The organism is Streptomyces malachitofuscus (assembly GCF_055571035.1).
In genome coordinates this window covers 280198-307177 of sequence record NZ_JBVIGA010000007.1, presented here as the reverse complement: position 1 = coordinate 307177, position 26980 = coordinate 280198, and the positions used below count along the sequence as shown (strand labels likewise).

Annotated in this window: 32 protein-coding genes, 1 pseudogene and 1 riboswitch; of the genes and pseudogenes, 17 read left to right on the top strand and 16 right to left on the bottom strand. The window is 72.3% G+C overall.

The window, feature by feature from the left end:
- Positions 1 to 153: 153 nt before the first annotated feature.
- The 4 genes from ACZ44S_RS13390 to ACZ44S_RS13375 all read right to left on the bottom strand — a co-directional run bounded on the left by ACZ44S_RS13390 (position 154) and on the right by ACZ44S_RS13375 (position 1326).
- On the bottom strand, positions 154 to 318 hold the full coding sequence (locus tag ACZ44S_RS13390) for a hypothetical protein (RefSeq protein WP_466928028.1): 165 nt from the start codon (positions 316 to 318) through the stop codon (positions 154 to 156).
- 9 nt (positions 319 to 327) lie between these two features.
- Positions 328 to 498 carry a hypothetical protein gene (locus ACZ44S_RS13385; protein ID WP_466928026.1) on the bottom strand — a complete coding sequence of 57 codons (171 nt, stop codon included), beginning with the start codon at positions 496 to 498 and terminating at the stop codon, positions 328 to 330.
- 73 nt (positions 499 to 571) lie between these two features.
- Positions 572 to 853 (bottom strand): hypothetical protein, encoded by a 282-nt coding sequence (locus ACZ44S_RS13380; protein ID WP_466928023.1) that lies wholly within the window; start codon positions 851 to 853, stop codon positions 572 to 574.
- Between the two features lie 248 nt (positions 854 to 1101).
- Positions 1102 to 1326, bottom strand: a complete 225-nt coding sequence (locus ACZ44S_RS13375) for a hypothetical protein (RefSeq protein WP_466928100.1) — start codon at positions 1324 to 1326, stop codon at positions 1102 to 1104.
- A 519-nt stretch (positions 1327 to 1845) separates the two neighbouring features.
- Between ACZ44S_RS13375 and ACZ44S_RS13370 the strand changes: the two genes are divergently transcribed.
- The 3 genes from ACZ44S_RS13370 to ACZ44S_RS13360 all read left to right on the top strand — a co-directional run bounded on the left by ACZ44S_RS13370 (position 1846) and on the right by ACZ44S_RS13360 (position 5641).
- The gene (locus ACZ44S_RS13370; RefSeq protein WP_466928020.1) at positions 1846 to 3063 is read left to right on the top strand and encodes an outer membrane protein assembly factor BamB family protein; all 1218 of its coding nucleotides are present in this window, start codon (positions 1846 to 1848) and stop codon (positions 3061 to 3063) included.
- A gap of 361 nt (positions 3064 to 3424) precedes the next feature.
- On the top strand, positions 3425 to 4330 hold the full coding sequence (locus ACZ44S_RS13365; RefSeq protein WP_466928017.1) for an SDR family oxidoreductase: 906 nt from the start codon (positions 3425 to 3427) through the stop codon (positions 4328 to 4330).
- A 171-nt stretch (positions 4331 to 4501) separates the two neighbouring features.
- On the top strand, positions 4502 to 5641 hold the full coding sequence (locus ACZ44S_RS13360; protein WP_466928092.1) for a polyprenyl synthetase family protein: 1140 nt from the start codon (positions 4502 to 4504) through the stop codon (positions 5639 to 5641).
- A gap of 72 nt (positions 5642 to 5713) precedes the next feature.
- On the opposite strand, the gene ACZ44S_RS13355 is transcribed toward ACZ44S_RS13360, so the two are convergent.
- Positions 5714 to 6715 carry a MerR family transcriptional regulator gene (locus ACZ44S_RS13355; RefSeq protein ID WP_466928016.1) on the bottom strand — a complete coding sequence of 334 codons (1002 nt, stop codon included), beginning with the start codon at positions 6713 to 6715 and terminating at the stop codon, positions 5714 to 5716.
- A 96-nt stretch (positions 6716 to 6811) separates the two neighbouring features.
- Between ACZ44S_RS13355 and ACZ44S_RS13350 the strand changes: the two genes are divergently transcribed.
- The 7 genes from ACZ44S_RS13350 to ACZ44S_RS13320 all read left to right on the top strand — a co-directional run bounded on the left by ACZ44S_RS13350 (position 6812) and on the right by ACZ44S_RS13320 (position 12131).
- Positions 6812 to 7420, top strand: coding sequence for an RNA polymerase sigma factor (locus ACZ44S_RS13350; RefSeq protein WP_466928015.1), 609 nt, complete (start codon positions 6812 to 6814; stop codon positions 7418 to 7420).
- A gap of 104 nt (positions 7421 to 7524) precedes the next feature.
- The gene (locus tag ACZ44S_RS13345; RefSeq protein ID WP_466928012.1) at positions 7525 to 8364 is read left to right on the top strand and encodes a DUF4397 domain-containing protein; all 840 of its coding nucleotides are present in this window, start codon (positions 7525 to 7527) and stop codon (positions 8362 to 8364) included.
- Positions 8357 to 9004 carry a class F sortase gene (locus tag ACZ44S_RS13340; protein WP_466928010.1) on the top strand — a complete coding sequence of 216 codons (648 nt, stop codon included), beginning with the start codon at positions 8357 to 8359 and terminating at the stop codon, positions 9002 to 9004. The genes ACZ44S_RS13345 and ACZ44S_RS13340 overlap by 8 nt, the downstream gene beginning before the upstream one ends.
- A 21-nt stretch (positions 9005 to 9025) precedes the next feature.
- Complete coding sequence (locus ACZ44S_RS13335; RefSeq protein WP_466928008.1) at positions 9026 to 9505, top strand: hypothetical protein; 480 nt, start codon at positions 9026 to 9028, stop codon at positions 9503 to 9505.
- A 72-nt stretch (positions 9506 to 9577) separates the two neighbouring features.
- Complete coding sequence (locus ACZ44S_RS13330) at positions 9578 to 9916, top strand: DUF485 domain-containing protein (RefSeq protein WP_466928005.1); 339 nt, start codon at positions 9578 to 9580, stop codon at positions 9914 to 9916.
- A complete protein-coding gene (locus ACZ44S_RS13325) occupies positions 9913 to 11466 on the top strand; it encodes a sodium:solute symporter family transporter (protein ID WP_466928003.1) in 1554 nt (517 codons plus the stop codon). Before ACZ44S_RS13330 ends, ACZ44S_RS13325 begins: the two co-directional genes overlap by 4 nt.
- Before the next feature lie 56 nt (positions 11467 to 11522).
- Positions 11523 to 12131 carry a dihydrofolate reductase family protein gene (locus ACZ44S_RS13320; RefSeq protein ID WP_466928000.1) on the top strand — a complete coding sequence of 203 codons (609 nt, stop codon included), beginning with the start codon at positions 11523 to 11525 and terminating at the stop codon, positions 12129 to 12131.
- Between the two features lie 60 nt (positions 12132 to 12191).
- Here the strand turns inward: ACZ44S_RS13320 and ACZ44S_RS13315 are convergent, their stop codons facing one another.
- Complete coding sequence (locus tag ACZ44S_RS13315) at positions 12192 to 12377, bottom strand: DUF397 domain-containing protein (RefSeq protein ID WP_466927998.1); 186 nt, start codon at positions 12375 to 12377, stop codon at positions 12192 to 12194.
- On the bottom strand, positions 12374 to 13261 hold the full coding sequence (locus tag ACZ44S_RS13310) for a helix-turn-helix domain-containing protein (RefSeq protein WP_466927995.1): 888 nt from the start codon (positions 13259 to 13261) through the stop codon (positions 12374 to 12376). Before ACZ44S_RS13310 ends, ACZ44S_RS13315 begins: the two co-directional genes overlap by 4 nt.
- Before the next feature lie 320 nt (positions 13262 to 13581).
- Here ACZ44S_RS13310 and ACZ44S_RS13305 point away from each other — a divergent pair, with 320 nt between their 5' ends.
- Together ACZ44S_RS13305 and ACZ44S_RS13300 are read left to right on the top strand one after the other, a co-directional pair.
- Positions 13582 to 13806 carry a DUF397 domain-containing protein gene (locus ACZ44S_RS13305; RefSeq protein ID WP_466927992.1) on the top strand — a complete coding sequence of 75 codons (225 nt, stop codon included), beginning with the start codon at positions 13582 to 13584 and terminating at the stop codon, positions 13804 to 13806.
- Between the two features lie 84 nt (positions 13807 to 13890).
- Positions 13891 to 14358: a hypothetical protein gene (locus tag ACZ44S_RS13300; protein ID WP_466927989.1), complete on the top strand. Its 468-nt coding sequence runs from the start codon at positions 13891 to 13893 to the stop codon at positions 14356 to 14358.
- Positions 14359 to 14382: 24 nt separating this feature from the next.
- Here ACZ44S_RS13300 and ACZ44S_RS13295 read toward each other — a convergent pair whose 3' ends face one another.
- Positions 14383 to 14589 (bottom strand): hypothetical protein, encoded by a 207-nt coding sequence (locus tag ACZ44S_RS13295; protein ID WP_466927987.1) that lies wholly within the window; start codon positions 14587 to 14589, stop codon positions 14383 to 14385.
- Positions 14590 to 14848: 259 nt separating this feature from the next.
- Between ACZ44S_RS13295 and ACZ44S_RS13290 the strand changes: the two genes are divergently transcribed.
- On the top strand, positions 14849 to 15322 hold the full coding sequence (locus ACZ44S_RS13290) for an ATP-binding protein (protein ID WP_466927984.1): 474 nt from the start codon (positions 14849 to 14851) through the stop codon (positions 15320 to 15322).
- Here ACZ44S_RS13290 and ACZ44S_RS13285 read toward each other — a convergent pair.
- Positions 15294 to 16256, bottom strand: a complete 963-nt coding sequence (locus ACZ44S_RS13285) for a helix-turn-helix transcriptional regulator (protein WP_466927982.1) — start codon at positions 16254 to 16256, stop codon at positions 15294 to 15296. The genes ACZ44S_RS13290 and ACZ44S_RS13285 overlap by 29 nt on opposite strands.
- A 115-nt stretch (positions 16257 to 16371) precedes the next feature.
- Here ACZ44S_RS13285 and ACZ44S_RS13280 point away from each other — a divergent pair, with 115 nt between their 5' ends.
- On the top strand, positions 16372 to 17058 hold the full coding sequence (locus ACZ44S_RS13280; RefSeq protein ID WP_466927979.1) for an alpha/beta fold hydrolase: 687 nt from the start codon (positions 16372 to 16374) through the stop codon (positions 17056 to 17058).
- A 33-nt stretch (positions 17059 to 17091) separates the two neighbouring features.
- Here ACZ44S_RS13280 and ACZ44S_RS13275 read toward each other — a convergent pair whose 3' ends face one another.
- Positions 17092 to 18156, bottom strand: coding sequence for a tellurite resistance/C4-dicarboxylate transporter family protein (locus ACZ44S_RS13275; protein ID WP_466927977.1), 1065 nt, complete (start codon positions 18154 to 18156; stop codon positions 17092 to 17094).
- 102 nt (positions 18157 to 18258) lie between these two features.
- Positions 18259 to 18768: a hypothetical protein gene (locus tag ACZ44S_RS13270; RefSeq protein WP_466927975.1), complete on the bottom strand. Its 510-nt coding sequence runs from the start codon at positions 18766 to 18768 to the stop codon at positions 18259 to 18261.
- An 82-nt stretch (positions 18769 to 18850) separates the two neighbouring features.
- On the opposite strand from ACZ44S_RS13270, the gene ACZ44S_RS13265 reads away from it, so the two are divergent.
- Positions 18851 to 19966, top strand: coding sequence for a hypothetical protein (locus ACZ44S_RS13265; RefSeq protein WP_466927972.1), 1116 nt, complete (start codon positions 18851 to 18853; stop codon positions 19964 to 19966).
- Positions 19967 to 20032: 66 nt separating this feature from the next.
- Here ACZ44S_RS13265 and ACZ44S_RS13260 read toward each other — a convergent pair whose 3' ends face one another.
- The 5 genes from ACZ44S_RS13260 to ACZ44S_RS13240 all read right to left on the bottom strand — a co-directional run bounded on the left by ACZ44S_RS13260 (position 20033) and on the right by ACZ44S_RS13240 (position 25367).
- Positions 20033 to 20710, bottom strand: a complete 678-nt coding sequence (locus ACZ44S_RS13260; protein WP_466927970.1) for an ABC transporter ATP-binding protein — start codon at positions 20708 to 20710, stop codon at positions 20033 to 20035.
- Entirely contained in the window at positions 20703 to 21698 is a 996-nt protein-coding gene (locus tag ACZ44S_RS13255; RefSeq protein ID WP_466927968.1) for an ABC transporter ATP-binding protein, read from the bottom strand. The genes ACZ44S_RS13260 and ACZ44S_RS13255 overlap by 8 nt, the downstream gene beginning before the upstream one ends.
- A 176-nt stretch (positions 21699 to 21874) precedes the next feature.
- The gene (locus ACZ44S_RS13250; RefSeq protein WP_466927966.1) at positions 21875 to 22780 is read right to left on the bottom strand and encodes an ABC transporter permease; all 906 of its coding nucleotides are present in this window, start codon (positions 22778 to 22780) and stop codon (positions 21875 to 21877) included.
- A gap of 5 nt (positions 22781 to 22785) precedes the next feature.
- Positions 22786 to 23754 carry an ABC transporter permease gene (locus ACZ44S_RS13245; protein WP_466927963.1) on the bottom strand — a complete coding sequence of 323 codons (969 nt, stop codon included), beginning with the start codon at positions 23752 to 23754 and terminating at the stop codon, positions 22786 to 22788.
- 23 nt (positions 23755 to 23777) lie between these two features.
- Complete coding sequence (locus ACZ44S_RS13240) at positions 23778 to 25367, bottom strand: ABC transporter substrate-binding protein (RefSeq protein ID WP_466927960.1); 1590 nt, start codon at positions 25365 to 25367, stop codon at positions 23778 to 23780.
- A 202-nt stretch (positions 25368 to 25569) separates the two neighbouring features.
- A riboswitch (cobalamin riboswitch) is annotated at positions 25570 to 25752 on the top strand.
- Between the two features lie 30 nt (positions 25753 to 25782).
- On the opposite strand from ACZ44S_RS13240, the gene ACZ44S_RS13235 reads away from it, so the two are divergent.
- Complete coding sequence (locus ACZ44S_RS13235; RefSeq protein ID WP_466927958.1) at positions 25783 to 26502, top strand: energy-coupling factor ABC transporter permease; 720 nt, start codon at positions 25783 to 25785, stop codon at positions 26500 to 26502.
- Positions 26499 to 26852 (top strand): annotated as a pseudogene (locus tag ACZ44S_RS13230) (energy-coupling factor ABC transporter substrate-binding protein); the annotation flags it as partial. The gene ACZ44S_RS13235 and the pseudogene ACZ44S_RS13230, both read left to right, overlap by 4 nt.
- Between the last annotated feature and the right edge of the window lie 128 nt (positions 26853 to 26980).

Sequence of the window (26980 nt, the reverse complement as noted above, 5' to 3'; positions counted from 1 at the left end):
AGGGCGTCGGCCTGAACGACACATGGACGAGGACAAGTGGGGCCGGGGGCGCCGCTAACCGGGCGAGCACCGCTGCCGCGGTCTCAGGCTCGCGTACCACGGCGGCACGCCCGGGTGACGTGGCGTCGAAGCCGGCGAGCGTCTCGGCGGTGGTCAGCGGGCGCGGGGTCCGTCTTCGGCAGGGCGTGGGCGAGCGGGTGGGCGAGCAGCCGCCGGCTCGTCCAGCGCCGGCAGGGGCAGGGTCAGGGCGAGCGGGGCGAGGAAGTCCTCCAGCAGCTGCCGCTCCTCGCCGATGGCCGCGTCGTCCGGGAACCACACCCCGAACACCTACCAGGTCACGTCCAGCACGGCCCGCGGTCCGCTCGGTCCCCCTTCGGTGCCGTCCGGGCCGGACGCGGCCGCCCACTCCCGCGGCTCGGTTCCGCCGCCGGATCCCAGGGTGGCGGAGGTCACCACCGGGCAGATCGAGCCGAGCGGCCGCCCCTCGGGTTCTGGCACAAATCTTGGGGGGCCGTCCCGGAGGGTGACGGTGTCGCTCGATTCGAAGGGAGGTACACAAGCTCCAGGCCCGTCAGCGTTCGGGCATTCTGGTCCACCACCAGCCGAACGTCGCCGACTCGATGTAGTTGGGGTCGGGCAAAGTACGACGCTCGAGTTCCTCATCGATGCGCGTAATCAGTCGGCCCAAGTCCCGTTTGGCTCCCGGCGGGAGATGTCGCATCGCCCACTCCAGGTCATCACGGGCATCGTTTATCCCGGGTGAGTCGAACGCGGAGGCGTCCAGGTACCGGCCAGGCTGCCTGAAAAGCCACTCGATAAGAGAGAGCGCGGCAGCGACCGCGTTGGGCCACATCTCTTGGTCTTCGACCCGGCGGATCGCTGCACGAGTCCGCGCGGAGACACCGTGGACCTTCAGGACCGGACACTGCCATCTTGGCCGATACCGCTCTGCCCGGACGGCCTTGGGACGCCTACGCGGCATCGCCCTTTCGGATCAACATGAGGCCATCCTGCCATGGCTGGGCACCTACCTGGGCCTCGATCCACACCCCCACCGCAGCAAGATCGGTTCTGGCGCAGATCTTAGGTGTTCTCGGGGTGCTATTGGAGCAGGATCCTCTTGCGTAGGAGTTCGCATCCGGCTCGGCCGTAGAGCTGCCGCTTGACCTTCTTGATGCGGTTCACGGCGCCTTCAATGCTGCCTGAGCTCCAGTCCAGGGTGAGGCCGGCGGTCACGGCGTCGAGGTCTCGGAGCAGATGCTCAGTGCGGCAGGGTGGCGGGTGAGCCAGCCGGGCCGAAGCACGCGCGCTCGTCGGGGCTGTCATCGCACCTCCGTCGTCTCTCGCGCCGACGGCGCCGGCCACGGATCCGACCAGCGCTCGCCTTTCTGATGCCGAGGCTCGGATCGCGGATCTGCTCAACCAGCTGTACGTCGCGACGCGCAGGGGCGAGGCGGCTGAACGTGAGGTCGCGCAGCTCCGTCACGATCTTGCGAACGCGGAAGCGAGCGAGAGCAACTCGCCGTGCTCCGACAACGCCTGGGAGGCCTGGCTGACACGGCGGAACTGGTGAAGAGCCTCGCTGACGCGGAGGAATCTCAAGAACTCGCTTTCGCCGAGAACTCCTTGCTGCTTGCCCCGGGCATTCAGCCACCGCACGGACAGGCTGACGATCAAGAACTACAGCTGCCGTGACGATTGAGGCTCGGTTCGTCCGGGTAAGTCGGCGCCATGCGTATGCGCGTGGGGACGACGAGCCGGAGGAGCGCAGCCCGATTATGGTGCGCTTTGTTCCTCGCTCTGAGCGCCGCGATCACGGCCTGTTCCGGAAGCGGGGAAGGCGCGATGGGGAACGACAAGTCTCCCGGTCCTCCACGCGAGGTGTCGCGGACACTGCCGGACATCGACCCACCGCTGGACTTCGAAGCGGGCGGTATACCCCTCGGCACGGTCAGCCCGGTCAGCGAGGCCGGCCTCCATTACGTTGTCGACGACACCGCGATCTACTACCGGAGCGGCGACACCGAGGTCGTCTCTTACGAACTCGCCACGGGGCGACAACGCCTGTCGGTCTCCTTCGACATTCACGATGACTCATCGCTGTATCTACCTGCTGTCTCGGAGGGGCGCCTGTTCGTCGCCCACCTGGCCGAGGTCAGGGGCACCGGCACGCAGGCCAACCGGTACATGATTCGCGTCCAGGCACTGGACGCGAAGACGGGGAACACCTTGTGGGTGACCGACATCGCGAAACAGTACTCCGACGATCTGGACGGTCCGTACGCTGACGGCCCGCGACTCTTTGCCGCTGACGCGAAGCACATAGTCGTTGAGGCGAACCTCAATACGGCTACGTACACGGCAGTGCTGACAGCCGAGCACGGTAAGACCCTGTGGGAGGAACAGCCGTTCGTCCCCGTTGCCTTCGACGGACAGGTTCTGGTCGGAAAGGTGGAACGCGCAGGGTACGGGGGGCAGCCGGAGGGCCGGGCGGTCGCCGACGGCAGCAGACTGTGGAAGCTGCCCGCCGCGCCACCCGGCGACGACGGTGCGACCATCTGGGCCGCAACCAGCGGTGTGCAGGGGGCCGACAGCACGCACCAGGCCTTCTTCACGATCAACATCGAAAAGTCGACCGAGGCCGATCCGTCGCCGCACGTCCTTCTCTACCGTGTCGCAGATGGCAGGCCGTTCCTCGGCCTGGACCGCGATATCTCCAAGGCAAACCAGCCCGGCGACTGCCGTCACGACGGTCGGCGGACCATTGTCTGCGGCACGGACAACGTGGTGGTCGCCTACGATGATCGGTCCGGGAAGAAACTGTGGAAGCTTCCGGACGAGGCAGCCGGACGCATCGCGCCCGAGGTCACGTCCGTGCGTCACGGGATCGTCTACGGCAGCACCGACAACGGGGCCGTGGCCCTGGACGCGCGTACGGGCCAGGACAAGGCGACGGACCTCACCATCACACCCGAATACGTCGGTCCGGGCTTCGGTATCGCTCCGAAGGGCGAGTTCGGCGGTGACCAATTGGAGCTGTATCTCCACCCGGCGACCGACTGACGGTTTCTCAGTGGTGATCACTTCCATTTTGTGTTGAGGGTGAGGGCGGCGCGGGCGATGTCACCGATCCGGCTGGGGCTGAGGGTGATGTGCGGGACCACTGCCGAGGCTCTCGACGTGGCGTCTCTGCTGTTTTACGTCTGTCTGCGGGCGGGTGCAACCGTCCGCAGACAGACGTGAAACAGCTGAAAGAGCATTCACGCAGGTCAGCACCTCGCAGCTACTCATCGCGGCAGGTCGCAGAGCCGCCTGCCTCTCCCGGGACATCTGAACGCCGGCCCGACGGCTGTCGGCATGCCCTCGGGGGCTCCCGTGCTTACGGTGAGCAGGACGGACGCCGTCACGGGAGAGGAGCCGTCGGATGCCGGTGCGCGAGAGCCCGCTGGGCGGAAGGACCGCCGTCGTGACCGGAGCGGCACGCGGTCTGGGCGCCGCGATGGCGCGGGAACTGTCCGCGCGGGGGGCGAAGGTGGCGCTGCTCGGGCGTGAGGAGCGGACGCTGAAGCAGGTCCAGGAGTCGCTGCCGGGCGTGAGCGGGTGCTGGGAGGTCGACGTCACCGACGACCGCGGCATGGCCCGGGCGGGCGCGGACATCCGTGCCCGGCTGGGGCCGGCGTCCGTGGTGGTCGCCAACGCGGGCGTGGCCGAGGGCGGTCCGTTCGCCGAGTCCGATCCCGCGGTGTGGCGCCGGGTGGTCGAGGTGAACCTGATAGGCAGCGCCACTACCGCACGGACGTTCATCGAGGACCTGTTCGAAACGCGCGGCTACTTCCTCCAGGTCGCGTCGCTCGCCTCGCTCGGTGCGGCGCCGATGATGAGTGCGTACTGCGCCTCCAAGGCGGGTGTCGAGTCGTTCGCCCACGCGCTGCGGGCCGAGGTGGCCCACCGGCGCGTGGGCGTCGGCATCGCCTACATCAACTGGACCGACACCGACATGGTCCGCGACGCCGACGCGTACGCGGTGCTGCGCGAGTTGCGTGGTCACATGCCGCGGCCGGCGCGCAAGGTGTACCCCGTCGAGCACGTCGCCGGGCGGCTGGTCACCACCGTCGAACGGCGCCGCCCGTCGGTCTACGTGCCCCGCTGGCTCCGGTCGGCGCAGCTCGTACGGGCCGCGATGCCGCCGGTGGTGACGGCGCTCTCCCGGCGCGAACTGCCGCGCCTGGCCGCCGTCGAGCCGTTCCGGCCGACGGGGCTGCTCGGCGCCGGCGGCCGGGCCGACCAGGCGGCCTCCCGGCCCGGGCCCGGCGGCCGGCCGGGGTCATAGGGCGGCTTCGCCGGGCGCCGGCGATCGGCGGCAGTCCGGGATCTCGAACCCGTCCCCGGCCGCGGTGGGCCGGGGACGGGCCGCCCAACGCGCAGGAGTCGACGCATCCATACGGGGGCACCCGGCCGAAGCCATGGTGTGCAGGTGACCGAACGTGAACAGGGGTTGTGCATGCTGGGATTGCGGCCCACGACGGCCGAACCGGTCGGGCGGGCCGACGGTCCGCTCACTGCCCGCGACGCGGCCTTGGCCGTCGAGGCGGAGCTCCGAGGGGTCCTCGACGACGTGCTGGGACAGGCCCACGAGACGGATCCGGTGTTCGCCCGTGACATCGCCGACCGGGTCGCCGCACTGGTCCTGCGCGGGGGGAAGCGGCTGCGCACGGCGTTCGCCTGGTGCGGGTGGCGTGCCGCGGGCGGGACCGGGGACGCGACGCCGGTACTGCGCACGGGCGCGGCCCTCGAACTCGTCCAGGGCTGCGCCCTCGTCCACGACGACGTGATGGACGGATCGACGTTGCGCCGGGGCGCACCCTCGGTCCACGTGGACCTCGCCCGCATGCACGAGGCGGCGCGTATGACGGGGTCGCCCACGGCGTTCGCGACGTCCGCGGCGATCCTCGCCGGCGATCTCGCCCTGGCCTGGGCGGACGACCTGCTGACCGAGACCGCGCTCGGCTCGCCGCACGGTCCGCGTCTGCTCCGGGAGTGGCGGGCGATGCGCGCCGAGATGGTGGCGGGGCAGTACCGGGACATCCACGCGCAGGCCACCGCCGCGTCGGGCGTCGACGAGGCGGTGGCCATCGCCACCCTCAAGAGCGCCCTGTACACGGTGGAGCGGCCGCTGGCCCTGGGCGCGTCCCTGGCCGGCGCCGACGCCGGCGTCCTGGACGCGCTGCGCTCCGCCGGACGGTGTGCGGGCCTCGCCTTCCAGCTCCACGACGACCTCCTCGGCGCCTTCGGCGACCCTGCCGTGACCGGGAAGCCCGCCGACGACCTGCGCACGCGCAAGCTGACCTATCTGCTCGCCGTGGGCTCCCTGCTGGCGGAATCCTCCGGTGACCGGGAGGCCGCGAACGTGCTCGCCCCGGGTGAGCCGTCCGTGTCCGACGACACCGTGCGCCGGATGCGCGCGGCGCTGGAGCGCACGGGGGCACGGGCCGTCGTCGAGTCGAAGATCGCGGAGCTGGCCGCGACGAGCCTGCGGCACTTCGACCGGGCCGGTGCGGAGCCGTCCGTACGGCGGGAGTTCACCGCTTTGGTCGAACGGGCCTCCGGGAGCACGCCGCGGTACGCCGGGGAGGCCGCGTAGCGACCGCACCGGGTCCCACGACCCACGTGACGTGGTGGGCGCCGGTGCCCCGCACAAATCCGCGGCCTCGGCTCACCCGCCCACGACGGACTCGACGGCCGTGACGGCCTCGGCGAGCCCTGAGGGGTGCGGCAGTCCCGGTGCCGTCTGGCCGGCCCAGCCGGGGCCGAGCGTCAGGACGACCGGCTTCCTGCGGGCGCCGCGCACGCCCCACTCGATCGCCGCGATGTGCTGGGCCAGGGGGCGGCTGGCCGTGGTCCGGGACTGCGCCCACAGGCCCACCACGGCGGGGCCGGTCCTGCGGACCGCGGCCACGAGGGACTCCACGGGCAGCGCACCGCCGAACATCCGGACGGGCAGGTCCCGTTCGGCCAGCGCGGCGGTCAGCGCCTCGAGCGGCAGGGTGTGGTTCTCCGCCGGGACGCAGGCGAGGACGGTGGTGGCGCCGGGGCGATCGGCGGCCACAGGCGGCGCGTGGCGGCGCAGCGCGCCGGAGACGTGCCAGGACAGGAAGTGCTCGACCTCGACGTACCGCTCCCCCGAGCTCTCCCACTTGCGGCCGACCGCCTGCAGCGTCGGCATGATCACCTCTGTCCACGCCGCCACCAGCCCGTGTTCCTCGATCACTTCCCTGAGCAGGTCGTCGAGGGCGGCGGTGTCGAGGCGCAGGGCCGCGCGGGCGATGCCCTTGCACTCCTGGCGCACGTCGCCGAGCCGCAGACCCGTTCCGGCGCGGCTGGGCGCGCGGGACACCGGCCGGGGGGCGGGCGCGCCGTCCTCCGCTCGCGGGGACGGCGCGCCCTCGTCCGTCCCCCCGAGGGCCAGACGGGCGGCCTCGGCCGGCGGGAGCCCGGTCGCCGTCAGGGCGCACATCCGCTCCAGCCGCGCCAGGTCCCGGGCGGTCCAGCGCCGGTGCCGGCCCCCGGTGTGCGCGGCGGGGCCGAGTCCGTAGCGGCGGTCCCAGGAACGGACCGTCGTGGGCGCCACGCCCAGCCGCCGCGCCACCTCGCCGGTGGTCAGCCCTCCGCCGTGCGGTACGTCCGCCTCGTCGTCCCTGCTTCGGTCGATGTCCATACCTCCACCTTACGACGCACAACCGACGCATGTTGTGTGCGTCGTTTCCCTTTCTCAAAACTGGTCGCATCAGCCGGTGGCGGCAGGAGGAAGGTCATGACCACGTACACGCGACAGACCGACGTACGTTCTCCCGTCACCCGGGAGATCCGGGACGAAGAGGAGCTCGCCCGCGGTCTGGCCGCCTCGGACGAGATCGCGTTCGCCGCCGTCTACCGGCGCTGGGGTGCGCTCGTCCACACCATGGCCACGCGCTCGCTGGGTGACGCGCACGAGGCGGAGGACGTGACCCAGCAGGTGTTCATCGGCGCCTGGCGGGGACGGAACGGCTACCGCCCCGAGAAGGGGCCGCTCGGCGGCTGGCTGGTCGGCATCACCCGGCGCAAGATCGTCGACGCGCTCGCCGCCCGGACACGGCGCCTCGCCCTCCTCGACACCGTCACGCACGACACCGACGCGAAGCGGCACGACGAGGGCGCGACGGACGAGGTCCTGGACCGCGTGCTGCTGGTCGACGCGCTGTCCCGGCTGCCGCACCGCCAGCGCGAGGTGCTGTGCCTGGCCTTCTACCAGGACCTCACCCAGGCCCAGATCGCCGAACGCACCGGCATGCCGCTCGGCACCGTGAAGAGCCACACCCGACGTGGCCTGCACCGACTGCGCGAGGCGGTCGAGCAGGGCCGCGTCGGCGAGGGCGCGGCGTAGGCGCCGGCAGAAAAGTCCTGCCGTTCGCATCCGTGGCGGCATCCGGGCGGGAACCACCTGCAAGACCTCGCAAATAACGCATATGACGCGAAGGAATGATTTCCATGATCTCCCGGACCCCTCTCGTCCTCGGCGCGTCGGCCGGAGCCTGTGCCCTCGCTCTGGCCGTCACCGCCCCCGCGGTGGCCGCCCCGTCGGCGGACGGCGACGACAAGGCCTCGGTCTCCGTCTTCCACGGCGTTCCCGGGCTGACCGTCGACGTCTACGCCAACGGCGACGAGCTCCTCGGCGACTTCGAGCCCGGCACGGTGACCGAGCCGCAGCCCCTCGACGCCGGCACCTACGACATCCAGCTGTTCGAAGCCGGCCAGGGACCCGAGGGCACCCCGGCCGTCGAGAAGGAGATCAAGGTCCCGGCCGGGGCGAACGCCACGATCGCGGCCCACCTCTCCGCCGACGGCAAGCCGCAGCTGACGGCCTTCGTCAACGACGTCTCCCAGGTCGACGCGGGCAAGGCGCGGCTGACGGTGCGTCATGTGGCCGCCGCACCCGCCGTGGACGTCCGCGCGGGCGGACAGCCGGTCTTCCAGGGACTGGAGAACCCCGACCAGGACGCCGCCGTGGTCGACGCGGGCACCGTCTCGGCCGACGTCGTCCTCGCCGGCACCGACACGGTGGCCATCGGCCCGGCCGACCTGAACCTCGAGGAGGGCGCCGACACCATCGTCTACGCCTGGGGCAGCGCGGACGACGAGAACCTCGCGCTGGCGACCCAGACGCTCAAGGGCATGGACTCCGCGCCGAAGGGCGTCCACGCGGGCGGCAGCGGTGCGGCGGTCACCGCCAACTCCGTGGACCAGGGGCCGCTCTGGGCGGGCGCGGCCGGCCTGGTCGCCCTGGCGGGCACCCCGCTGCTCGTGAAGGCCCTGAGGCGACGTGGGTGATGTGGCGCAACGGCTCACCGGCCTCGGCGTGACGGCCGCCGCCCTGGCGGCGGTCGTCACGCTCGCCGCCGCACCGCCGGCGGGCCCGTCGCCCCCGGCCGACTTCGGCCGGGCCGACGCCTCCTCCGCGCCCACGGCCGCCCGGCTCCCCCCTGCGAGTCCGCCCGGCCCGGCGGCCCGCGCACCGGAGTCGTCCCCTCCGCAGCGCGTGGTGGTGCCCTCGGTGGGACTCGACGCCCGCGTCCGTCCCGTGGGGGTCACCGCAGCGGGCGACATGACCGTTCCGTCCGATCCCGGGATCGCGGGCTGGTACCGCTTCGGACCGGCCCCGGGAAGCGCCCGCGGTTCGTCGGTACTGGTCGGGCACGTGGACGACGACACCGGGGCCCTCGGCGAGTTCGCCGCGCTGTACGACGTGCGGCCGGGGGACCGGGTCGAGGTCCGGCGCGCGGGAGCCGAGCCCGTCGGCTACCGCGTCACCGCCCGCGCGACGACGGCGAAGGACGCGATTCCGTCCTCGGCCTTCCGCCGGAGCGGCCCGCCGGTGCTGACGCTGATCACCTGTGCGCCGCCGTTCGTCCCCGAGAAGGGCGGCTACCAGGCCAATCTGATCGTCACCGCGGAACCGGTCACCGGCTGAACCACAGTGAGGAGAGTGACGGTGCCGCATGTCGACCCGCCGCACCTGCTGGAGCTGGCCCTGGGCAACGGCGCATCGCACGACGACAGAAGGGCCCTCCGGCACATCGCCGTGTGCGGACGCTGCCGGGACGAGCTGGGCCGGATGACGCGTCTGGTCACCGCGGCCCGCTCCGTCGAGGAGTCCGATCTCCCCGCGGCCCCTCCGGAGCGGGTGTGGCGGCACGTCGCGCAGGAACTCGCCGACCCGCCTCCCGCGTCGGCACCGGCCGACGCCCGTCGCACCGGTCGGTCACCGGACATCCGGCGCGGCAGGGCCCGCCTGGCGTGCGGCCTGCTCGTCTGCGCCCTCCTCGTGTGGTGGCGCAGGCGCGAGGGCCGTGCCACCGGGCCGCCCCGCCCCCGCTCGGACAGTGACCGCTCACTGTCCGCACGGCTCCGTGTTGGGCACGGCCACAGACCTGTGCCCGGGACGCACGTGCGTGCACACGGATCTGATTGACTCCGCGCTCACCCCCACACCCGTACCCGCGCCCCCTTCCGGGTGCCGGATCGACGTGAGCGGAGCCACCACATGTCCTTCGGACCGCAGCCCTGGCACGGGCCACCGCACCATGACGAGCCGGCTGCCGGGGCGTGGCCGCCTGCGGAGCACGAGCGGTACGACGGCGAGGAGGCGGCGCGGCTGTCCGTCGGGCTGCGGCTCGGTGTGCGGGTCGCTGTCGCCTGGCTGCTGTACGTGCTGCCCGCCGCCCTCGCGCCGGGCGTGTACGGCACGCAGGTCGCCGGGCCGGTGAGTCTCGGCGTGATCCTGGCCGTGGTGCCCCTGGCCGTCGGTGTGCACGCGCTGGCGGTGCACGGGCGGCGGGTCGATCTGCTCCAGCCGCGGCCGGACGTCCGGAGGTGGTCGTGACCACGCTGCTCGACCCCTCGTCCCGGTCCCTCGTCTTCGCCGTGTTCTCGGTGTTCGTCGTGATCTGCCTGATGCTGTGCATCGTCACGGGCGCCGACGAGGACGACCGGGCTCTCGTGCGGTCCGACAGCCGCCGGCTGCGTTCCTGGCAGCAGGGCATCGCGATGGGCGGCGACACCACCACGGTCGCGACCGTCACCGTCCTGGTGGGCATGGTCGCCACGTCCGGCTTCGACGGCCTCGGCGTCATGCTGGGCAGCCTGATCGGGGTCGTGCTCTTCCTCGTGCTGATCATCGAGCCGCTGCGCGGGCACGCCTCGCGGACGGCCGCGGACATGCTGGACGCGCGCGGCAGCGGCGGGCCGGCGGTACGCGTCTCGTGGGGCGTGGTGACCCTGCTCGTCTGTTTCCCCTTGCTGGTCGTGCAGTTGGTGGTGGTCGGCAATGTGGCGGCGGCACTGATCGGACAGCCCGGCGTGCGCACCGGCTGCATCGTGGTGATCGGCTGTGTGATGACGGCGCTCGCCGTCAGCGGCGGGATCCGGGGCACGGGTGTGGTGATGCTCGCCAAGTCGGCGATCGCCCTGCCCGTGCTGGTGGTCGCCGCCGTGCTGGTGCTCCACCGCTTCGGCGGGGACCCCGGGCGGCTGCTCGACGCCGCGGCGCACGGCTCGCGGATGGGCGAGGCGTATCTGCGTCCGGGCGGCTACACCGGCAAGGGATGGGTGGGGGCCGTGAACCGGATCGGGCAGACCTTCGGCATGACGATGGCCACGCTGGCGATGCCCGCCGTGCTGATGCGGGCGATCTCGACGAAGAGCCCGCGCGGCGCCCGGACCGTCGGCCGCTGGATGCTCGGCGAGCTCACCCTGCTGTACGGCGCGCTCGCCGTCGTCGGCGTCGGCGCGGCGGCCCTCGTCGGCGAGGCGCTGCGCGAGGCGGGTCCGGCGGCCCAGGTGTTCACGCCGCTGATGCTCGGGCGGGCGCTCGACAGCGGCGGCGTCCTGGTCGCGGCCCTGGCCTGTGTCCTCTTCCTCACCGCGCTCGCGGCCGTGGTGGATGTGACCCTCGCCGCCGGGATCGCCCTGGGCCGGGACGTGCTGGGGGCGTCCGGCAAGGCGGACGGTGCCACGTCACGGTGGTCGGCGGCGCTGACGGGTGGCGTCGCCGCGGTCGTGGCGGTCGTCGTCGCCGACTGGAACCTGGTGGTCGTCTCGACGCTCTGGCTCGGCATCTGCGGCGCCGCCCTCGCGCCCGTGCTGCTGTACGCCCTGTACTGGCCCGGGTTCACCGCCCGCGGTGCCCTGTGGTGCCTGTGGGGGGCCACGGTGGTGAGCATCGCGGCGCTCGCGTTGTCGCCGTACGCCTCCGGCGCACCCGGGTCGATCTTCCCGGGGCACGACTTCAGGGTCTGGGACGTGACGATCCCGGGCCTGGTGACGGTGCCGGCCGGATTCCTGCTGGGCTGGCTGGGCAGTGTCACGGATCCGCGCCGGGCGGCGCAGGGAGCCGAACACGGTCCGAGTCGTCCGCGTGCCGCCCACCGATGAGTTCCGGTGGGTGGGACGGTCTTATCCGGTACACGCACCCGGATACGGAGGACACCATGTCACGGAAGATCACCGCCAGTGTGTTCATCTCGCTCGACGGCGTCGTCGAGGCGCCCGACCAGTGGCATTTCCCGTACTTCAACGACGAGATGGGCGCGGCCGTGGGCGCGGGTCTGGACACCGCCGACACGATGCTCTTCGGCCGCGTGACCTACGACAGTTTCGCCGGCGCCTGGCCGGAACGGGAGGCGGCGGGCGCCGAGGACGCGGGCTTCGCCAAGCAGCTCGGCGACATGCGGAAGATCGTGTTCTCGCGCAGCCCTCTCGATTTCCAGTGGCGCAACTCCGAGCAGGCGCAGGGTGACGTCGCCGAGGTCGCCGCCGCGCTGAAGCGGGAGCCGGGCGGCGACATCGGGCTGAGCGGCTCGATCTCGATCATCCGGCAGCTGCTCGCCGCCGGGCTGCTGGACGAGCTGCAGCTCCTCGTGCATCCGATCGCCGTGCGCCGGGGCATGCGGCTGTTCGACGAGGGCGAGCCGTCGATCCCGCTGAAGCTGCTGTCGTCGAAGACGTTCACCACGGGCGTGCTCCACCTGGTGTACGGCCCCGACACCGCGCCGCCGACCGGGGGTTACGAGAAGGCGGTCGCCACGCTCGGGGAGTAGGAGGCCCCCACGGCAGGCGTGCTGTCCGCCCCTTCAGCGGACGGCACGCCCTCACGTCGCTCAGCGCTCCGACGCGAACCGTACGAACTGGCCCCAGCCGTCGCGGCTGATGGCGAAGGACGGGCGGGTCACGTCCTTGGAGTCGCGTACGTGGATGGCCAGCTCGGTGACGGCGACCTCCACGCAGTCGTCGCCCGAGCTACCGCTGTAGGTTGACTTGAACCAGGCGAGTTCCGTCGCGCTCATGCCTCTCCTCGCAGTCGCTCCAGCAAGGCCCGGGAATCTTTGGGGTGCAGGGCCTGCGACCGCAGTGTGTCATAGCGCTGTTGGAGAACTCTCACCTCTTTCGAGTCGCCGATCAGCCGCCCGCTTTCCTGGCCCTCCGAGTAGGCGAGCCGGCGTCCCTCTGGTGTCTCCAGCAGGCGCAGGGGCCCGTCCATGCACGAGTGGTACTCGGCTTCCAGCGGCATGATCTGCAACGTCACGTTGCGAGGCGATGTGTGCTCCAGAACGTAGTCCAGTTGCTCGCGCCGCACCTCGGCGCCGCCGAGCCTCCGCCGAAGGACCGCTTCTTCGACGATGAAGTGGAACGGAACTGTCGGACGCTCGTACAGCATCCGCTGCCGACCCATCCTCGCCTCGACCTGAGCCTCCAACTGCTCATCCGTCAGCAGCGGAATGCGATTCTCGAAGAGGGCCCGCGCATACCCCTCCGACTGCAACAACCCCGGAACCAACCGGCACTCATACGTGCACAGGCTCGCCGCCTCCCGCTCCAGCCGCGCCCACCGCCTGAACCACGCCGCCAGCCCTGCCTCCCCGCGCGTCAGGTGCCGCGCCGCCTTCCGCAGCGCACCCGTGTTGCCCAGCGCCTCCTCCGCCCGCTCCACGAACGCCTCGTCCGGCATCCGGCGCCCCAACTCCACCGACTCCACCGTGTGTTTGGAGTACTGGACGCGAGCGCCCAGGTCGACCCGGCTCAGTCCCGCGTGCTCGCGCAACGCCTGGACGACGGCCCCGAACGTCCGGAGGCTGTCCGACGGATGCGGTTCCCGCTCCCACTCCCCCGCCGGAACCGCCCGCGCGCCGGCGCTCCCGGCCGTCTCCCCCTCGACCCCGACCACGTCCATCCGCCGCCCCTTTCCTCTCCTTCGCACCGCACCGCGACGGCCGTCTCTCGCGCCGCCCGCGTTCACCCCCAGCCTGACGGATCATCAGACGTACCGTCCACTCTTCGTGTCCGTACGCTGACGCAGCGTACGGGGTGCCACACTCGTCCCCGCCCCCGTCCGACCGCCACTCTGAGGTCACGGAGATCCGGGACAGCCGCCCGTGTCCACCGCTCACCTGCGGAAACACCCGGGCGGGGGCGCCCCCTCCGTGCATCCCCGCCCACCACGGGCGGCGGCGGCCGGACCCGGCCGCGTCAGACGAGCTGGAAGGTGCAGTCATGCAGAACGGAACCACCCTGTACGCGCTCGACATCAGCGGGGCCTCGTTCACGAGGGCGTGCGGCGGCCCCTGCACCGAGGGGTGCGTGACGCTGGCCCGGATCGGCGCGGACGCCTGGGCGCTGGGCGACAGCAAGCGGCCGGACGTACCGCCGCTGCGGTTCACCACGGCGGAACTGGACGCCGCCGGTATCGACCCGGCCCGCTTCGGTCTCGGCGCCTGACCCTCCTCCCTCCCCCTCCCCGTCGCCGGCCGGACCGGGTTGCTCCCCGCGTCCGACCGGCGCTCCGCACTCCGGGAGCAGCACGTGCACCACCACGCCTACCTCTGGACCGGCCCGAAGGAACGCTTCGACGACGAGGCCCTGCGACGGCCCCCGCACCCCGACCCGCCCCCGGCCGGGAGCAGGCCGGAACTGATCGAGCGCTACCGCCTGGTGGCCGCGGAGTTCCGCACGTCGGACCTCCCGCCCCTGGAGACGGCGTACTGGCTCGTGAAGCCCCGCTCACTGGTGCGGGGCACCTGGGACGAGGCGAAGGAGGCGGCGGCCTGGCTCGGCGAGCGGCTGGCCGAGTACACGCCCCGGTTCGCGGCGGAGTCCGACCGGGACACCGCGCGCCTGGCCCGGCTCGTGGACGCCGCCGCCCAACGGCTGCGCGCGGGCGGCGACGTGTCGTACGGCCACTACCTCGAACGCCCCTCGTACCTCACCCTGGCCGTGGTGACGTGTTCTCCCCACCGTGCGGTCCCCGAACTGACCTGCCCGTGCGGGTGACCCGGGACCGGAGCTTTCGTCCTCTCAGTGGAAGGCCAGCCACCCGATGCCCAGAGCGCAGGTGAGACCCGCGGCGGCCACGGCTGCGGGCCGGTTGCGGTCCAGCGTGAACCAGAGCAGCGCGGCGGTCACCAGCACCGCGCCCGTGCCCGTCGCCGCGCGCAACGGCCCGTCGCTGTAGCCGTATTCACCGAAGTGCTGTGCCAGCCAGGCGAACCAGGTGATTCTCATGACGCTTGTCGTCTCCCCCTGCGTACGTACCCTGATGCGCCGAAGGGGGCGCAACAGGGTGAACCGGTCGCGTTGTCGGCAGCGGTGGTCAATCGCTGCGCCGACGCCCTACCGGGATCACTTCCTCAATGGCAGCTCAGTATCGCGCAACAGGCGAGGAGCTCACCGGCGTACCGCCCGTCTCTCCCGGTCGTACGCCCGCTCTCCGTACGGGGCGCGGCACTCGCCCCCGCCCGCACCGGGCCGCCACTCTGACGCCATGAACCAAGCAACACCTTGCGTCGGCACGCCCGTTCACACCTTCACGCAGTTGCTGTCGTCGACGCCGCGCGGCGCCCGTCTCGCCCGGCTGCTCGCGGTGACCGAGCTGCGTTCCCGGGGCGCCTCGCGAGAGCTCATGGAGCGTGCCGAACTCGTCGTCGCGGAGTTGGCCGCCAACGCCGTTATGCACGGCCGCGTGCGCGGCCGCTGCTTCCGGCTCACGCTCGCCCTCGACCCGGCGGCCCGCCTGCGTATCGAGGTCAGCGACGCCCGCGGAGACCTGCGCCCGCTCCCCCGCCCCACGGACACCGACCCACTCGGCACCACCGGACGCGGCCTCACCCTCGTCACAGCCCTCGCCGACTCCTGGGACTGCGTCCCCTACCCACCCAGCGGCAAGACCGTCCGAGCGGTGCTGACGACACCGGACTCCGGCGGCCCGGTCAGCAACGCTCCGTCGCCGCGGCCGTGAAGCGTGCCCCGAGCTCCGCGACGGCGCTGCGCAGTTCGCTCCCGCCGTCGACGCGGAAGGGGAAGGGCACCCTCGCCAGCCACTCCTGCGCGTACATGTCCGGGTTGCGGGTGCTGCCCTCCAGCAGGCATCCCTCTCCCCGGGGTTCGAGCCGTCCCATGGGGGGACGGATCCACGGGGCGACCTCGGTCAGGGGTGCGTCGAAGACCACGCGGGTGGGGAACTCCCAGCCGAGGCCCAGGTTCTTCTCCAGTACGGCGATCGGGTCGAGGCCCCTGGGCGGTGCGAAGCCGTGTCCGGTCGGCCGGACGGCGCGGACCCGGTCGATGCGGTAGGTGCGGATCGCGTCCGCGCGATGGGAGTGGCACAGCAGGTACCAGCGCCCGTACCGGACGACGACGGACCAGGGATCCACCTCCGCCTCCCACTCGTTGCCGGCCTCGCTGCGGTACGTGACCGACACGCGTCGGCCGGCGGCGACGGCCTCGACGAGTTCGCTGGTGACGGCGGGATCCGGGCGTGCCGAGTGGGGGTCGGGGGCGGCCGACGCGTACGACCGGAGCAGTGCCGCCTGCCGGCCGACGCCCTCCGGGAGCGCCTTGACCACCTTGTCCAGGGCCGTGCCGACCAGATCGCCGGCGTCGGCCGCGGCCGGCTGGCCGCCGAGTACCGCCATCACCAGACCGACCGCCTCGGCCTGCGTGAACTGCACGGGAGGCAGCCGGGTGCCGCGCCCCAGCCGGTACCCGCCGTGCGGCCCTCGCGCGGACTCCACGGGGATGCCGGCCTCGCGCAGAATCCCGACGTACCGGCGTGCGGCCCGCTCCGTGACGCCCAGCCGCACGGCCAGTTCGCCGGCCGTCGTACTGGGCCGGGCCCGGAGGATCTCCAGGGCGCGCAGCGCTCGCGCGGTGGGACTGAGGTCGTTCGGCACGGGAGCAGGCTAGTCCGCCGGCTCCTTGTGCGGGCTCCGCGGGAATCCGGCAGTGGATCGTCCGGATCTGCTCCTACGGTGAGGCTCCACGCAGTCGGAGAAGGAGGTACCGATCATGGACATCGTGCTTGTCGGCGGCCTGTGGCTGAGCGGTTCCGTGTGGGACCGCGTCGCGTCCGCGCTGGAGGCTCTCGGCCACCGCCCCGTGCCACTCACGCTCCCGGGGCAGGGGGACGGTTCCGTCTCCGCCACGCTCGACGACCAGGTGGAGGCCGTGCTCGCCGCCGTCGACGGGGCGTCGGGCAGGCCCATGGTCGTCGGTCATTCCGCGGCGTGTGCGCTGGCCTGGCTGGCCGCCGACCGGCGCCCGGAAGCGGTGGCCAAGGTCGCCCTCGTCGGCGGCTTCCCCACCGTCGACGGCGAGCCGTACGCCGACTTGTTCGAGGTGCATGACGGGGTGATGCCCTTTCCGGGGTGGGGCCCGTTCGAAGGGCCGGACGCCGCCGACCTGGACGACGAGGCCCGGAAGGAGCTGGCGGACGGCGCGATCCCGGTGCCCGAGGGCGTGGCCCGGGGCGTGGTACGGCTGGCGGACGAACGGCGGTTCGGCGTCCCGGTCGTCGTCGTGTGCCCCGAGTTCACCGTGGCGCAGGTGCGGGGGTGGATCGACGCCGGCGGGATTCCGGAGCTCGCTCGTGCGGAGCACGTCGACTTCGTCGACATCGGCTCCGGCCACTGGCCCATGGTCACCCGGCCCGAGGAGCTGGCCCGGATCCTGGCCGCCGCTGCCGACGAGGGCTGACGGGGCGGACCGCGCCGGTCCCGACGGAGCGGATCAGGTCCGTTCCGGCTCCGGCGACCTGGTGGTGAGCAGGGCGTGGAGCATGGCGAGGAAGACCAGGGTCCAGGCGGTGAGGGCGACCCAGAGCCAGGCCTGGCCGATCCATTCCACGATGGGCAGGTCGTCGGCGCGGCCGAGGTACATGCCGGCGACGGCGTACATGCCGAGGGGGAAGACGATGCTCCACCAGGTGGGCTCGTAGGCGAGGGGCACCCGGTGGACGGCGTGGCGCCAGACGCCGACGGCGATCAGGACGGGGACGAGCCAGGTCGCGAAACACCAGAAGACGACCGACATGCCCGCCACCAGGCCGCGCACCGCGTCGACCATGGGGGCGCTCTCCATCTCCACGATGCGCGCGCCCGCGACCACCGTGATGGCGACCGCGCCCATCGAGACCCAGTAGGGCGGGTCCAGTTCGCGCGGTTCGAGGGGGTAGAGCATCAGCCGGAGCGAGACGAAGATCGCGGAGGCGGCGTAGAGGACGCAGCCGACCGACCAGGAGAAGACCGCGACGACGGCCAGGCCCTGGCGTGCGGCCTCGTAGTGGGGTTCCAGGGTCGCGGCGGCCACGGCGACCGACTGGCTGGCGACCACCCAGACGAACCAGGTCCCGTTGGCGGCCGCCACGACCGGACGTTCGCTGCGGCCCAGGACCGCCGCCCAGGGGATGGTGTAGCCGAGGACCACCCAGGTGAGCGCGGCGATCACGAGGAGGACGGCGGCCGGGACGAAGTGGCCCTGGCCGGCCAGGCCGACGGCGAGGACGTCGGTGCCCGCGACGAAGGTGAAGAAGAGGAACGCCTTGCGGGTGTCGTGGGCATCCGCGGCGAGTTCACGGCGGTGCGCGACGAAACGCCAGACGGTGAGGACGACCAGCAGGGCGTACTCGACGGCGGTGAGGACGAGCAGGGACCGGGAGACCGGCGTCCAGCCGCGCAGTTGGCAGCCGACGGCGAGGATGCCCGTGGCCATGACGAGGGCGAAGTACCCCGGGGACAGACGCGCCGGTGTCAGGCCGGCCAGCCGGGGGGACGGAGGCAGGGACGTGGGGAGCACCCAGGCACCGTATGTGATCAGGACCCGGGAGGTCCCGGGACGCTCGGCCCTCCCGGTGACGACGGTGTGCACGACGGCCTTTCCACCGGCCGCCGTGCACCGTCAGGCGGCCTCGTGTATCACCAGTTTGAACTCCGCCAGGACGATGTTCCGCGCCACGCTGTCGTCATGGGTGGCGCGCAGGGCGAGCGGGACGGCCGGGTCGACGAAGATGCCCCAGTGCTTCGTCCAGCACTGCATGCCGGGACTGGGCGGCCGGTGCTCCGTCGCCGTGGTGTCGTTGGGCGACGGGGTGAGGCCGAGCGGGTCCCGGACGAACTGGTCGCGCAGTTCGTCGTAGCCTCCCGCCTCCCACTGGATCATCGCGTACAGGGTGCCCCAGCCGGCTGTGCTGGGCCATATCAAGCCGGAGCGGTTGTCCGAGTCCCAGTTGGTGACCACGTATCCGTCCGGCTGGTTGACCTGGTGCATGGCGAAGCGGTCGGTGGACTCGGCGCTCCCGAAGGGGAACCTGATGATCGTGTACGGGCTGTTCGCCGGGATCGACTGCGGAGTGTCCCGCTTGAGGGAACAGACCTGCACTCCGGGCGAATTCGGTGGAGGAGTGGACATGCTCTCCTATATGCCCATCATGATGCGGTTCGATGTGACGTCCGGTCATCAAATCACTTGAGGCGTACAACCGTTCGGCTCGATGATCGGTCTCCTGAGTGACCGATCCGGTCGCCTTCACGAGGAGAACGTCATTTCCGCCATACGCAAAACTCTGACCGCCACCGCCGTCGCCACCGCCGTCCTGGCCGGTTCCGCCGCCTGCGGCACCGTGGAGAACCTGTCCGCGGGTCAGAAGCTCGACAACGCCTTCGACAAGCTCGGTGAGAAGCGCTCGCTCTCGTTCGAGCTGGATCTGGACACCGACGCGGCCACGCTGAAGGCCCTGGACGCCAAGTCGTCGGAGCCGGGCGAGGAGATGCCCGACGAGGTCGCCGAGTGGCTCAGCGAGGCACGGATCTCCGTCTCCGTGCAGTCGAGGAAGCCGCTCGAGAAGTCCGGCGAGAAGGATTTCACCGGCATGGCGGTGAAGGTCGGCGGCGCGGAGGGCGATCTGCTCGAGTACCGGCTGGTCGGCGACCACGTCTACCTCCGCGTCGACGCGGAGGAGCTCGCGACGATGGCCGGCGCCCCCGTGCCGCCGGCCGACGAACTGCCCGCCGAAGCCGGGGCGTTCAAGAAGCTCCTCGCCGGTGAGTGGATCAAGGTCTCCACGAAGGAGCTGAAGGAGACCGGCGAGCAGATGTCGGGGGCGGAGGGCGCCGGGGGCGCGGAGCCCTCGGCGGAACCCACCCTCTCCGCCAAGGCGCAGAAGAAGCTGACCAACGCGCTGCGGCAGGTCGTCGCCCGGCAGGTCGACTTCGAGACCTCCGGCGGATCGGACGGCACCGAGCACATCAAGGCCACGGCGCCGTTCCGCACGCTGATGACCGAGCTGTTCGACGCGCTCCGGCCGCTGCAGAAGGACCTTCCGGGGGGCGGCGGGGAGCTGCCCACGGCCAAGGACTTCAAGGACGCGCCGAACAAGAAGGTCACCGCCGACTTCACGCTGAGGAACGGTGAGTTGACCGAGGTGTCCGTGGACCTCGCCAAGCTGGCGGAGACGGCGAAGGTCAAGAAGTTCGCCCTGGTGCTGCGGGTCGGCGACGGTGCGAAGGAGGCCACGGCTCCGGCGGGCGCCACCGAGGTGCGCGTCGACGACATCCTGGAGGGCTTCTTCGGCGGCATGGGGGGACCGCTCGGCGAGGAGGAGTTCTAGGACGAGGACGGAGCGGGCCGGCGCGGCCCGCTCCCGGTTCCCTCCGACGTGCGTGCGTGCCGGGGGTCAGGTGAGCACCTTCGTCGCCGTCGACGTCACCGTGTCCCACTGGATCGTACGGTCGCACCAGCGGTTCAGAAGGGTCCGGTCGTGGCCCACCGCCAGCAGGCCGGCTCCGGTCGAGGTGCGGTAGTCCTCGACGACACGGACCAGCGCGGCCGTCGTCGACGCGTCCAGCATCGCCGTCATCTCGTCGCAGATCAGCCAGCGGGGGCGCAGCACCAGCGCGCGGGCCAGACAGGCGCGCTGGAGCTGGCCGTCGCTGACCTCGTGGGGGCGGCGGGTGAGCAGGTCGGGGGTGAGGCCGACGGTCTCGGCGAGTTCGGCCACGCGGTCCGGGACCGTGGCCCGCCGGCCCGTGGCGCGCAGGGGTTCCGCGATCAGGTCGGTGAGGCGCAGGCGGGGGTCGGCGGAGAGCCGGGGCTGCTGGAAGACGACGCCGACGGCGGTGCGCTGGGCCCGGGGGGCCCGGTGGCGGTAGCGGTGCACGGGGGTGCCGTCGAGGACGACGGTCCCGGAGTCGGGGCGGTGGAGGAGGGCGGCGACCCGGGCGAGGGTGGACTTGCCGCAGCCGCTGGGGCCCAGCAGTCCCACGGCCTCGCCGGGGGCGACGGTGAGGCTCGCGTCGCGTACGACGGGGGCGCGGCGGTCGTAGCCGGCGGTGACGGCGTGCAGCTCAAGCACGGATGTCCTCCGGGGTGGGGGCCGGGACCGGGTGGTGGCAGGCGATCGAGCCCGTGAAGGGCGGCAGGGCCGTGCAGGCGTCCGTGGCTCGGTCGCAGCGGGCGGCGAAGGCGCAGCCGTCGGGGAGGTCCCCCAGCTCCGGGGGCAGTCCGGGGATGGGGGTGAAGGACCGGTCGGGCAGTGCCTCCAACAGGCCCCGGCTGTAGGGGTGGCGGGGGCCCGGGGCGCCGAAGAAGGTTTCTGCCGCGGTCAGTTCGACGATGCGGCCCGCGTACATGACGGCGACCCGGTCGGCGATGCGTTCCGCCGCCGCGAGGTCGTGCGTGATCATCAGCAGGGCCCGGTCGGCGTCGACGTGGCGGCGCAGTTCGTCGACGGTGCGGTCCACCAGGTCGCGGTCCAGGCCGGTGGTGGGTTCGTCCGCCAGGAGCAGGGGTGCCTCGCCGACCAGGGCCAGGGCGGTGGCGGCCCGCTGGGCGAGGCCGCCGGAGAGTTCGTGCGGGTGCCGGTCGAGGTGACCCCGGGGGAACTCGGCACGGACGGCGGCCTGTTCGGCGGCGGTGCGCAGGGCGGCGCGGCCGCGGACGCCGGTGAGCTGGGCGACCGTCTCCTGAAGCTGGGAGCGGATCGTGCGCACGGGGGTGAGGTGCGCGGCCGGGCTCTGCGGGATCAGGCCGATACGGCGGCCCCGTACGGTGCGCGCCAGGGTGCGTTCGTCGGCCGTGAGCAGGTCGAGGTCGCCGAGGCGGGCGTGGCCGGCGGTCCGGGCGTTGGCGGGGAGCAGGCCGAGCAGGGCGGAGGCGAGGACGGACTTGCCGCATCCGCTCTCGCCGATCAGGGCGAGGCATTCGCCGGGTGCCACGTCGAAGTGCGCGTCGGTGACGGCGGCGATCCGGCGGCCGCCGGGCAGCAGGAAGCGTACGGACAGTCCGCGGACCGACAGCACGGGAGGTCGCTCGTGCGGCGCGGCGTCGATGGCGCACGCCACGGACCGCCGCTCATCCGCCACACCCTCGCGCGACGAAACGCAACCACACCCGGGTGCCGCACCCCCCGCCGACGGCACGGAACGGTGCTCGGAGGTCGACGCACCCTCCGGCGACGGGACGGAGCGGTGGTCGGGGGCCGCGGTGGTGGTCGGCGGTGTGGGAGGTCGCTCGGGCGTCACAGCATCAGCTCCGATCGGCGGCGGGGGTTGATCCGCTCCCGCCAGACACCGGCGAGGCCGGCGACGGCGAGCGTGGGGATGATCAGGAAGAGGCCGGGGAAGAGGGTCGGCCACCACTGTCCGGCGAGCAGGGAACCGCGCGCGCCCTGGATGAGGGTGCCGAGGCTGGCCGTGTGGGTGGGCAGGCCCAGGCCCAGGAAGGACAGGGCCGACTCGTGCCACATGGCGTGCGGGACCATCAGCACGGCGGCGAGCCCGGCCTGGGGCAGGACGCCCGGCAGGAGGTGGCGGACGGTCACCCGCCACCGGGACGCGCCGCCGGAGACGGCCGCGTCGATGTAGGGGCGGGAGCGCAGCGAGAGGACCTCGGCGCGGACGATGCGGGCGGTGGACAGCCAGTGGGTGAGGGCGACGGAGATCACCACCGGCCAGACGCCCGGCCGGAACATGGCGACGATGAAGATGCCCAGCAGCAGGTGCGGAACGGAGGACAGGGTGTCGACCAGGCGCATGACCGCGCGGTCGGCCCAGCCGCCGAGCGCCCCGGCGGTGGCGCCGACGACGGTGCCGATCACGGTGGCGGTGAGCGCGGCGACGACGCCGACCAGCAGCGACACCCTCAGTCCGTAGACGCAGCGCAGCAGCAGGTCGCGGCCCACGTCGTCGGTGCCGAAGGGATGGGACCAGCTCGGGGGCAGCAGTTTGGCGGCCAGGTCGACGGCCTGCTGGTCGAGCTGGATCAGGGGCGGTACCAGCACCACCGCGAGGACCGTCACGGCGGTCAGGGCGGCGGAGACCCGCAGGCGGAGGGTGTGGGTGGAGCGGCGGGCGGCGCCGTGCGAGCGCCACGCCGTCGGGGCCGCGGACTCGACGTCCGTCTTCTCGACGCTGATGTCGGTCACGTCAGTCACATCTCATTCAGCTTCACCCTCGGGTCGATCAGCCCGTAGAGCAGGTCGGCGAGCAGGTTTCCGGCGAGGACGGCGGCGGTGGCGAGGGTGGTGAGCGCGGCCAGCAGGGGGAAGTCGACCGCGGTGGCCGCCTCCACGGTGGCCGCGGCGATGCCCGGCCAGCTGAAGACGCTCTCCACCAGCAGGGCGCCGGTGATGAGTTCGGGGACGCGGGAGCCGATCAGGGTGAGCACGGGCAGCAGTCCGGAGCGCAGGGCGTGGCCGAGCAGGACGGTGCGTTCGCTCAGGCCGCGGGCCCTGGCCCCGCGCACGGGGTCCTCCGCGAGGGCGTCGCCGACGCCCTGACGGACGTAGAGGGTGAACCAGGGCAGCTGGGAGACGGCGAGGACGCCGGCGGGCAGGATCAGGTGGTGCGTGACCTGTCCGAAGGTGACCTGTTCGCTGCCGGTGTCGGTGAGGCCGCCGGCCGGGAGGACGTCCAGTTCGAGGGCGAAGAGCCAGACGGCGAGCAGGGCGATCCAGAAGACCGGCGCCGCCTCCAGGGCGTATGCGAGGGAGGTGACCGTGCGGTCGAGGAGGGAGCCGGGGCGGCGGGCGGCGAGCACGCCGAGCACGGTGCCGAGCAGGACAGCGACGGCGAACGCGACGGCGCACAGCAGCGCCGACCAGACCAGGCGTTCGCCGATGGCCTCGGTGACGGGCTGCCGCATGACGGTGGACCGGCCGAGGTCGCCGCCGAGGGCGGAGGTCAGCCAGTCCCACCAGCGGGCGGTGAACGGGCGGTCCACGCCGAGGTTCTCCCGCAGCCGGTCCAGTGTCTCCTGGTCGGCGCCGAGCGCGGCGGTGCCCGCGTACGCCTTGACGGGGTCGAAGGGGGAGGCGGCGGCGACGGCGAACACGCCGAACGTGACGACGAGGAGCACCGGCACGGCGTACAGGGCCCGCCGTGCCGTGAGCCGTGCCATCGCTCCCCAGGGGGCGCCGGTCATCATCCCTTCGGCTGCCAGTCCTCGACGTTCCACCAGGGGCCGCTGGCGAAGCCGTGCTCGTGCGGTTCGGTCTGGGTGGTCAGGTCCTGCCAGCGGTCGGCGAGGACGTACATGTGGTCGATGTGGGTGAGGAAGGTGTAGCCCGGGTTCTTGACGAGTGCGCGCTGGAGGTTGTCGTAGGCGTCCCCCCGGACCTCGGGGTCCCGGCTGCGGCGGCCGGTGTCGAGGGCCTCGTCCACGGCCGGGTTGTCGTAGAGGGCCATGTTGTTGAAGCCGTCGCCGGCGAGGGAGGAGTGCAGCAGGGTGTAGAGGCCGAAGTCGGGGTCGCCGGTGCTGCCGAAGCCGGCGAGGACGGCGTCGCGCTTCATCCGGGGTTCGATGACCTCCCAGGTGGCGCTCTCGACCTTCACCTCGATGCCGGCCTTCTTGGCGTCGGAGGCGTAGGCGAGGGCGTGGTCCTGCCGGACCTTGTCACCGGAGGGGTAGTAGAGGGTGAAGGAGGCGCGGCGGCCGTTCCTGGCGCGGATGCCGTCCTCGCCCGCCTTCCAGCCGGCCTTGTCGAGGATCCGCCCCGCCTCGTCGAGGTCCTGGTCGCGTTCGACGCCGCGGGCGAACCAGGGGTCGTCCACGGGCAGCGGGCCGTAGGCGGGGCGGCCGGCGCCGTCGAGGATCTTGTCGACCATGGCCTCGCGGTCCACGGCGAGGTCCAGGGCCCGCCGGATCGCGGTGTCGCCGGTGACGGGATTGCCGGTGGGGAGGGTGACGGCGCGGAAGTCGTAGGTGGTCGCCCGGTGGGTCCTGCGCCCGTCGTCGTTCTTGAAGGTGGCGGCGAGGTTGGGCGGGAGGGTGGCGCCGTCCAGGTCGCCGGAGCGCAGCCGGGTGGCGCGGACGTCGTCGTCGGCGATGATCGCCATGGTGAGCTTTTTCACCTTAGGGGCGCCGCCCCAGTAGTCCGGGTTGGCCTTGAAGGTGAGCTTTTCGCCCTTGCTCCAGCCGGTGAGGACGTACGGTCCGGTGCCGACCGGCTCGGTGTTGAAGGCGCCGGTGTTGGGGTCCTGCTTCCCGGCGATGTGTTCGGGGACGACGGGCAGGACCGTGCGGGCGGCGAAGGCCGCGTAGGGGTAGTCCAGGGTGAAGACGACCTTGTCGTCGCCGTCCGCGCGGACCTCCTTGACGGCGTCCAGTTCGCTCTTGGCGGGGTTGTTGGTCCTGTCGTCCAGGACGGTGCGGTACGTGAACACGACGTCGTCGGCGGTGAGCGGCTCGCCGTCGCTGAACTCGACGCCGTCGCGCAGGGTGTAGGTGTAGGTGCGGCCACCGTCGGTGACCTCGGGGAGCGCCTTCGCCAGCGCGGGCTTCAGGCTGAGATCGGCGTTCCGGGCGAGGAGCCCGTCGAAGATCTTGGAGTTGCCGTCCTTGCCGTAGCCGAGCAGGGGGCTGAGGGTGTCCGGTTCGGTGGAGACCCCGATCACGACGGAATCGGCGGCCGCACCGCCGTCCGCACCGCCGTCGCCCGGCGCCGAACAGGCGGCGAGCGCACCGGCCATGGCCACCGCGGCGGCTGCTCCCCGTATGCGTCGGGTAGTCATCGAACCTCACATCCCTGTTGCCTGGATATCGCTGTTGCATATTAAGTGCAGCAAGGTTCTGCCCAGGACGGTGGCCCCTCAGTCCCCCGGCCCGGCGGACGGCACCGCGCGTGTCAAGTGCGCAGGTGTGCGCCGGGACGCGAGCTGCCGGGCGCCGTCCGCGCGCCCCCTGTGACCGCTTGTCACCGGGCCGGTACGGGCACTACTGTCACCACGCCTTGGTGACGGGAAATCGGTGCGATACCGGTGCGGCCCTCGCCACTGTGATCGGGAAGTCCGGCTCCGGCCCTCACGGGCAGCCACTGGGTTCTTCGGGACCCGGGAAGGCGGAGCACGGGCGGTGGTACCCGTCAGCCAGGAGACCGGCCAAGGCGCGTCAACCATCCACGAGGTGCTGGAGAGGGTCTGCTGAGCCATGCACATAGCCGAGGGTTTTCTGCCTCCGGCGCACGCGGTCGCCTGGGGTGTCGCGTCGGCGCCGTTCGTCGTCCACGGAGCCCGGTCGCTCATCCGTGAAGTGCGGGAACATCCCGAGAGCACGCTGCTGCTCGGTGCGTCGGGAGCCTTCACGTTCGTCCTGTCCGCGCTGAAACTGCCGTCGGTGACCGGCAGTTGCTCCCACCCCACCGGTACGGGGCTGGGCGCCATCCTGTTCCGGCCGCCGGTCATGGCGGTGCTGGGCACCATCACCCTGCTGTTCCAGGCGCTGCTCCTCGCCCACGGTGGTCTGACCACGCTGGGCGCCAACGTCTTCTCGATGGCGATCGTCGGCCCCTGGGCCGGGTACGGCGGCTACCGGCTGCTGCGCCGGTACGACGTGCCGCTGATGGCCGCCGTGTTCTTCGGAGCGTTCGTGGCCGACCTGTCGACGTACTGCGTGACGAGCGTGCAGCTGGCGCTCGCCTTCCCCGACCCCGGCAGCGGATTCCTGGGCGCGCTCGGCAAGTTCGGTTCCATCTTCGCCGTCACGCAGATCCCGCTCGCGGTGAGCGAGGGGCTGCTGACCGTGCTGGTGATGCGCCTGCTGGTGCAGTCCAGCAAGGGGGAACTGACGCGGCTCGGAGTGCTCGTGACCTCGGTGGCCGGGCGGAAGCCGGCGGAGTCGGCGGAGTCGGCCGAGGCGGTGGCCCGATGAGCCGTAACGCAAGGATCAACGGCCTGCTGCTGCTCCTCGTGGCCGCGCTCGCCGTGCTGCCGCTGGTGCTCGGGCTCGGGGACCACAAGGAGGAGCCGTTCACGGGCGCGGACGCGGAGGCGGAGACCGCGATCACCGAGATCGACCCGGACTACGAGCCGTGGATCTCGCCGCTGTACGAACCGCCGTCCGGCGAGATCGAGTCGGCGCTGTTCGCCCTCCAGGCGGCGATCGGCGCGGGCGTCCTCGCGTACTACTTCGGACTGCGGCGCGGCCGACGGCAGGGCGCGGCCCGGGCCGCCTCGGCGGGCGCCGCACCGGGGGCGGGAGACGGCGGTCCGGCGAGCGACGGCCGGACGCCGGCACCGACGACGGGCCCGGATGCGGCGTCCGGCTCCCGGGCGGCGACGGCACCCGGGGCCGGCCCGGGCCCGGGCTCCGCCGACGAGTCCGGGCCGCTCGCCGGCACCGGTGGAAC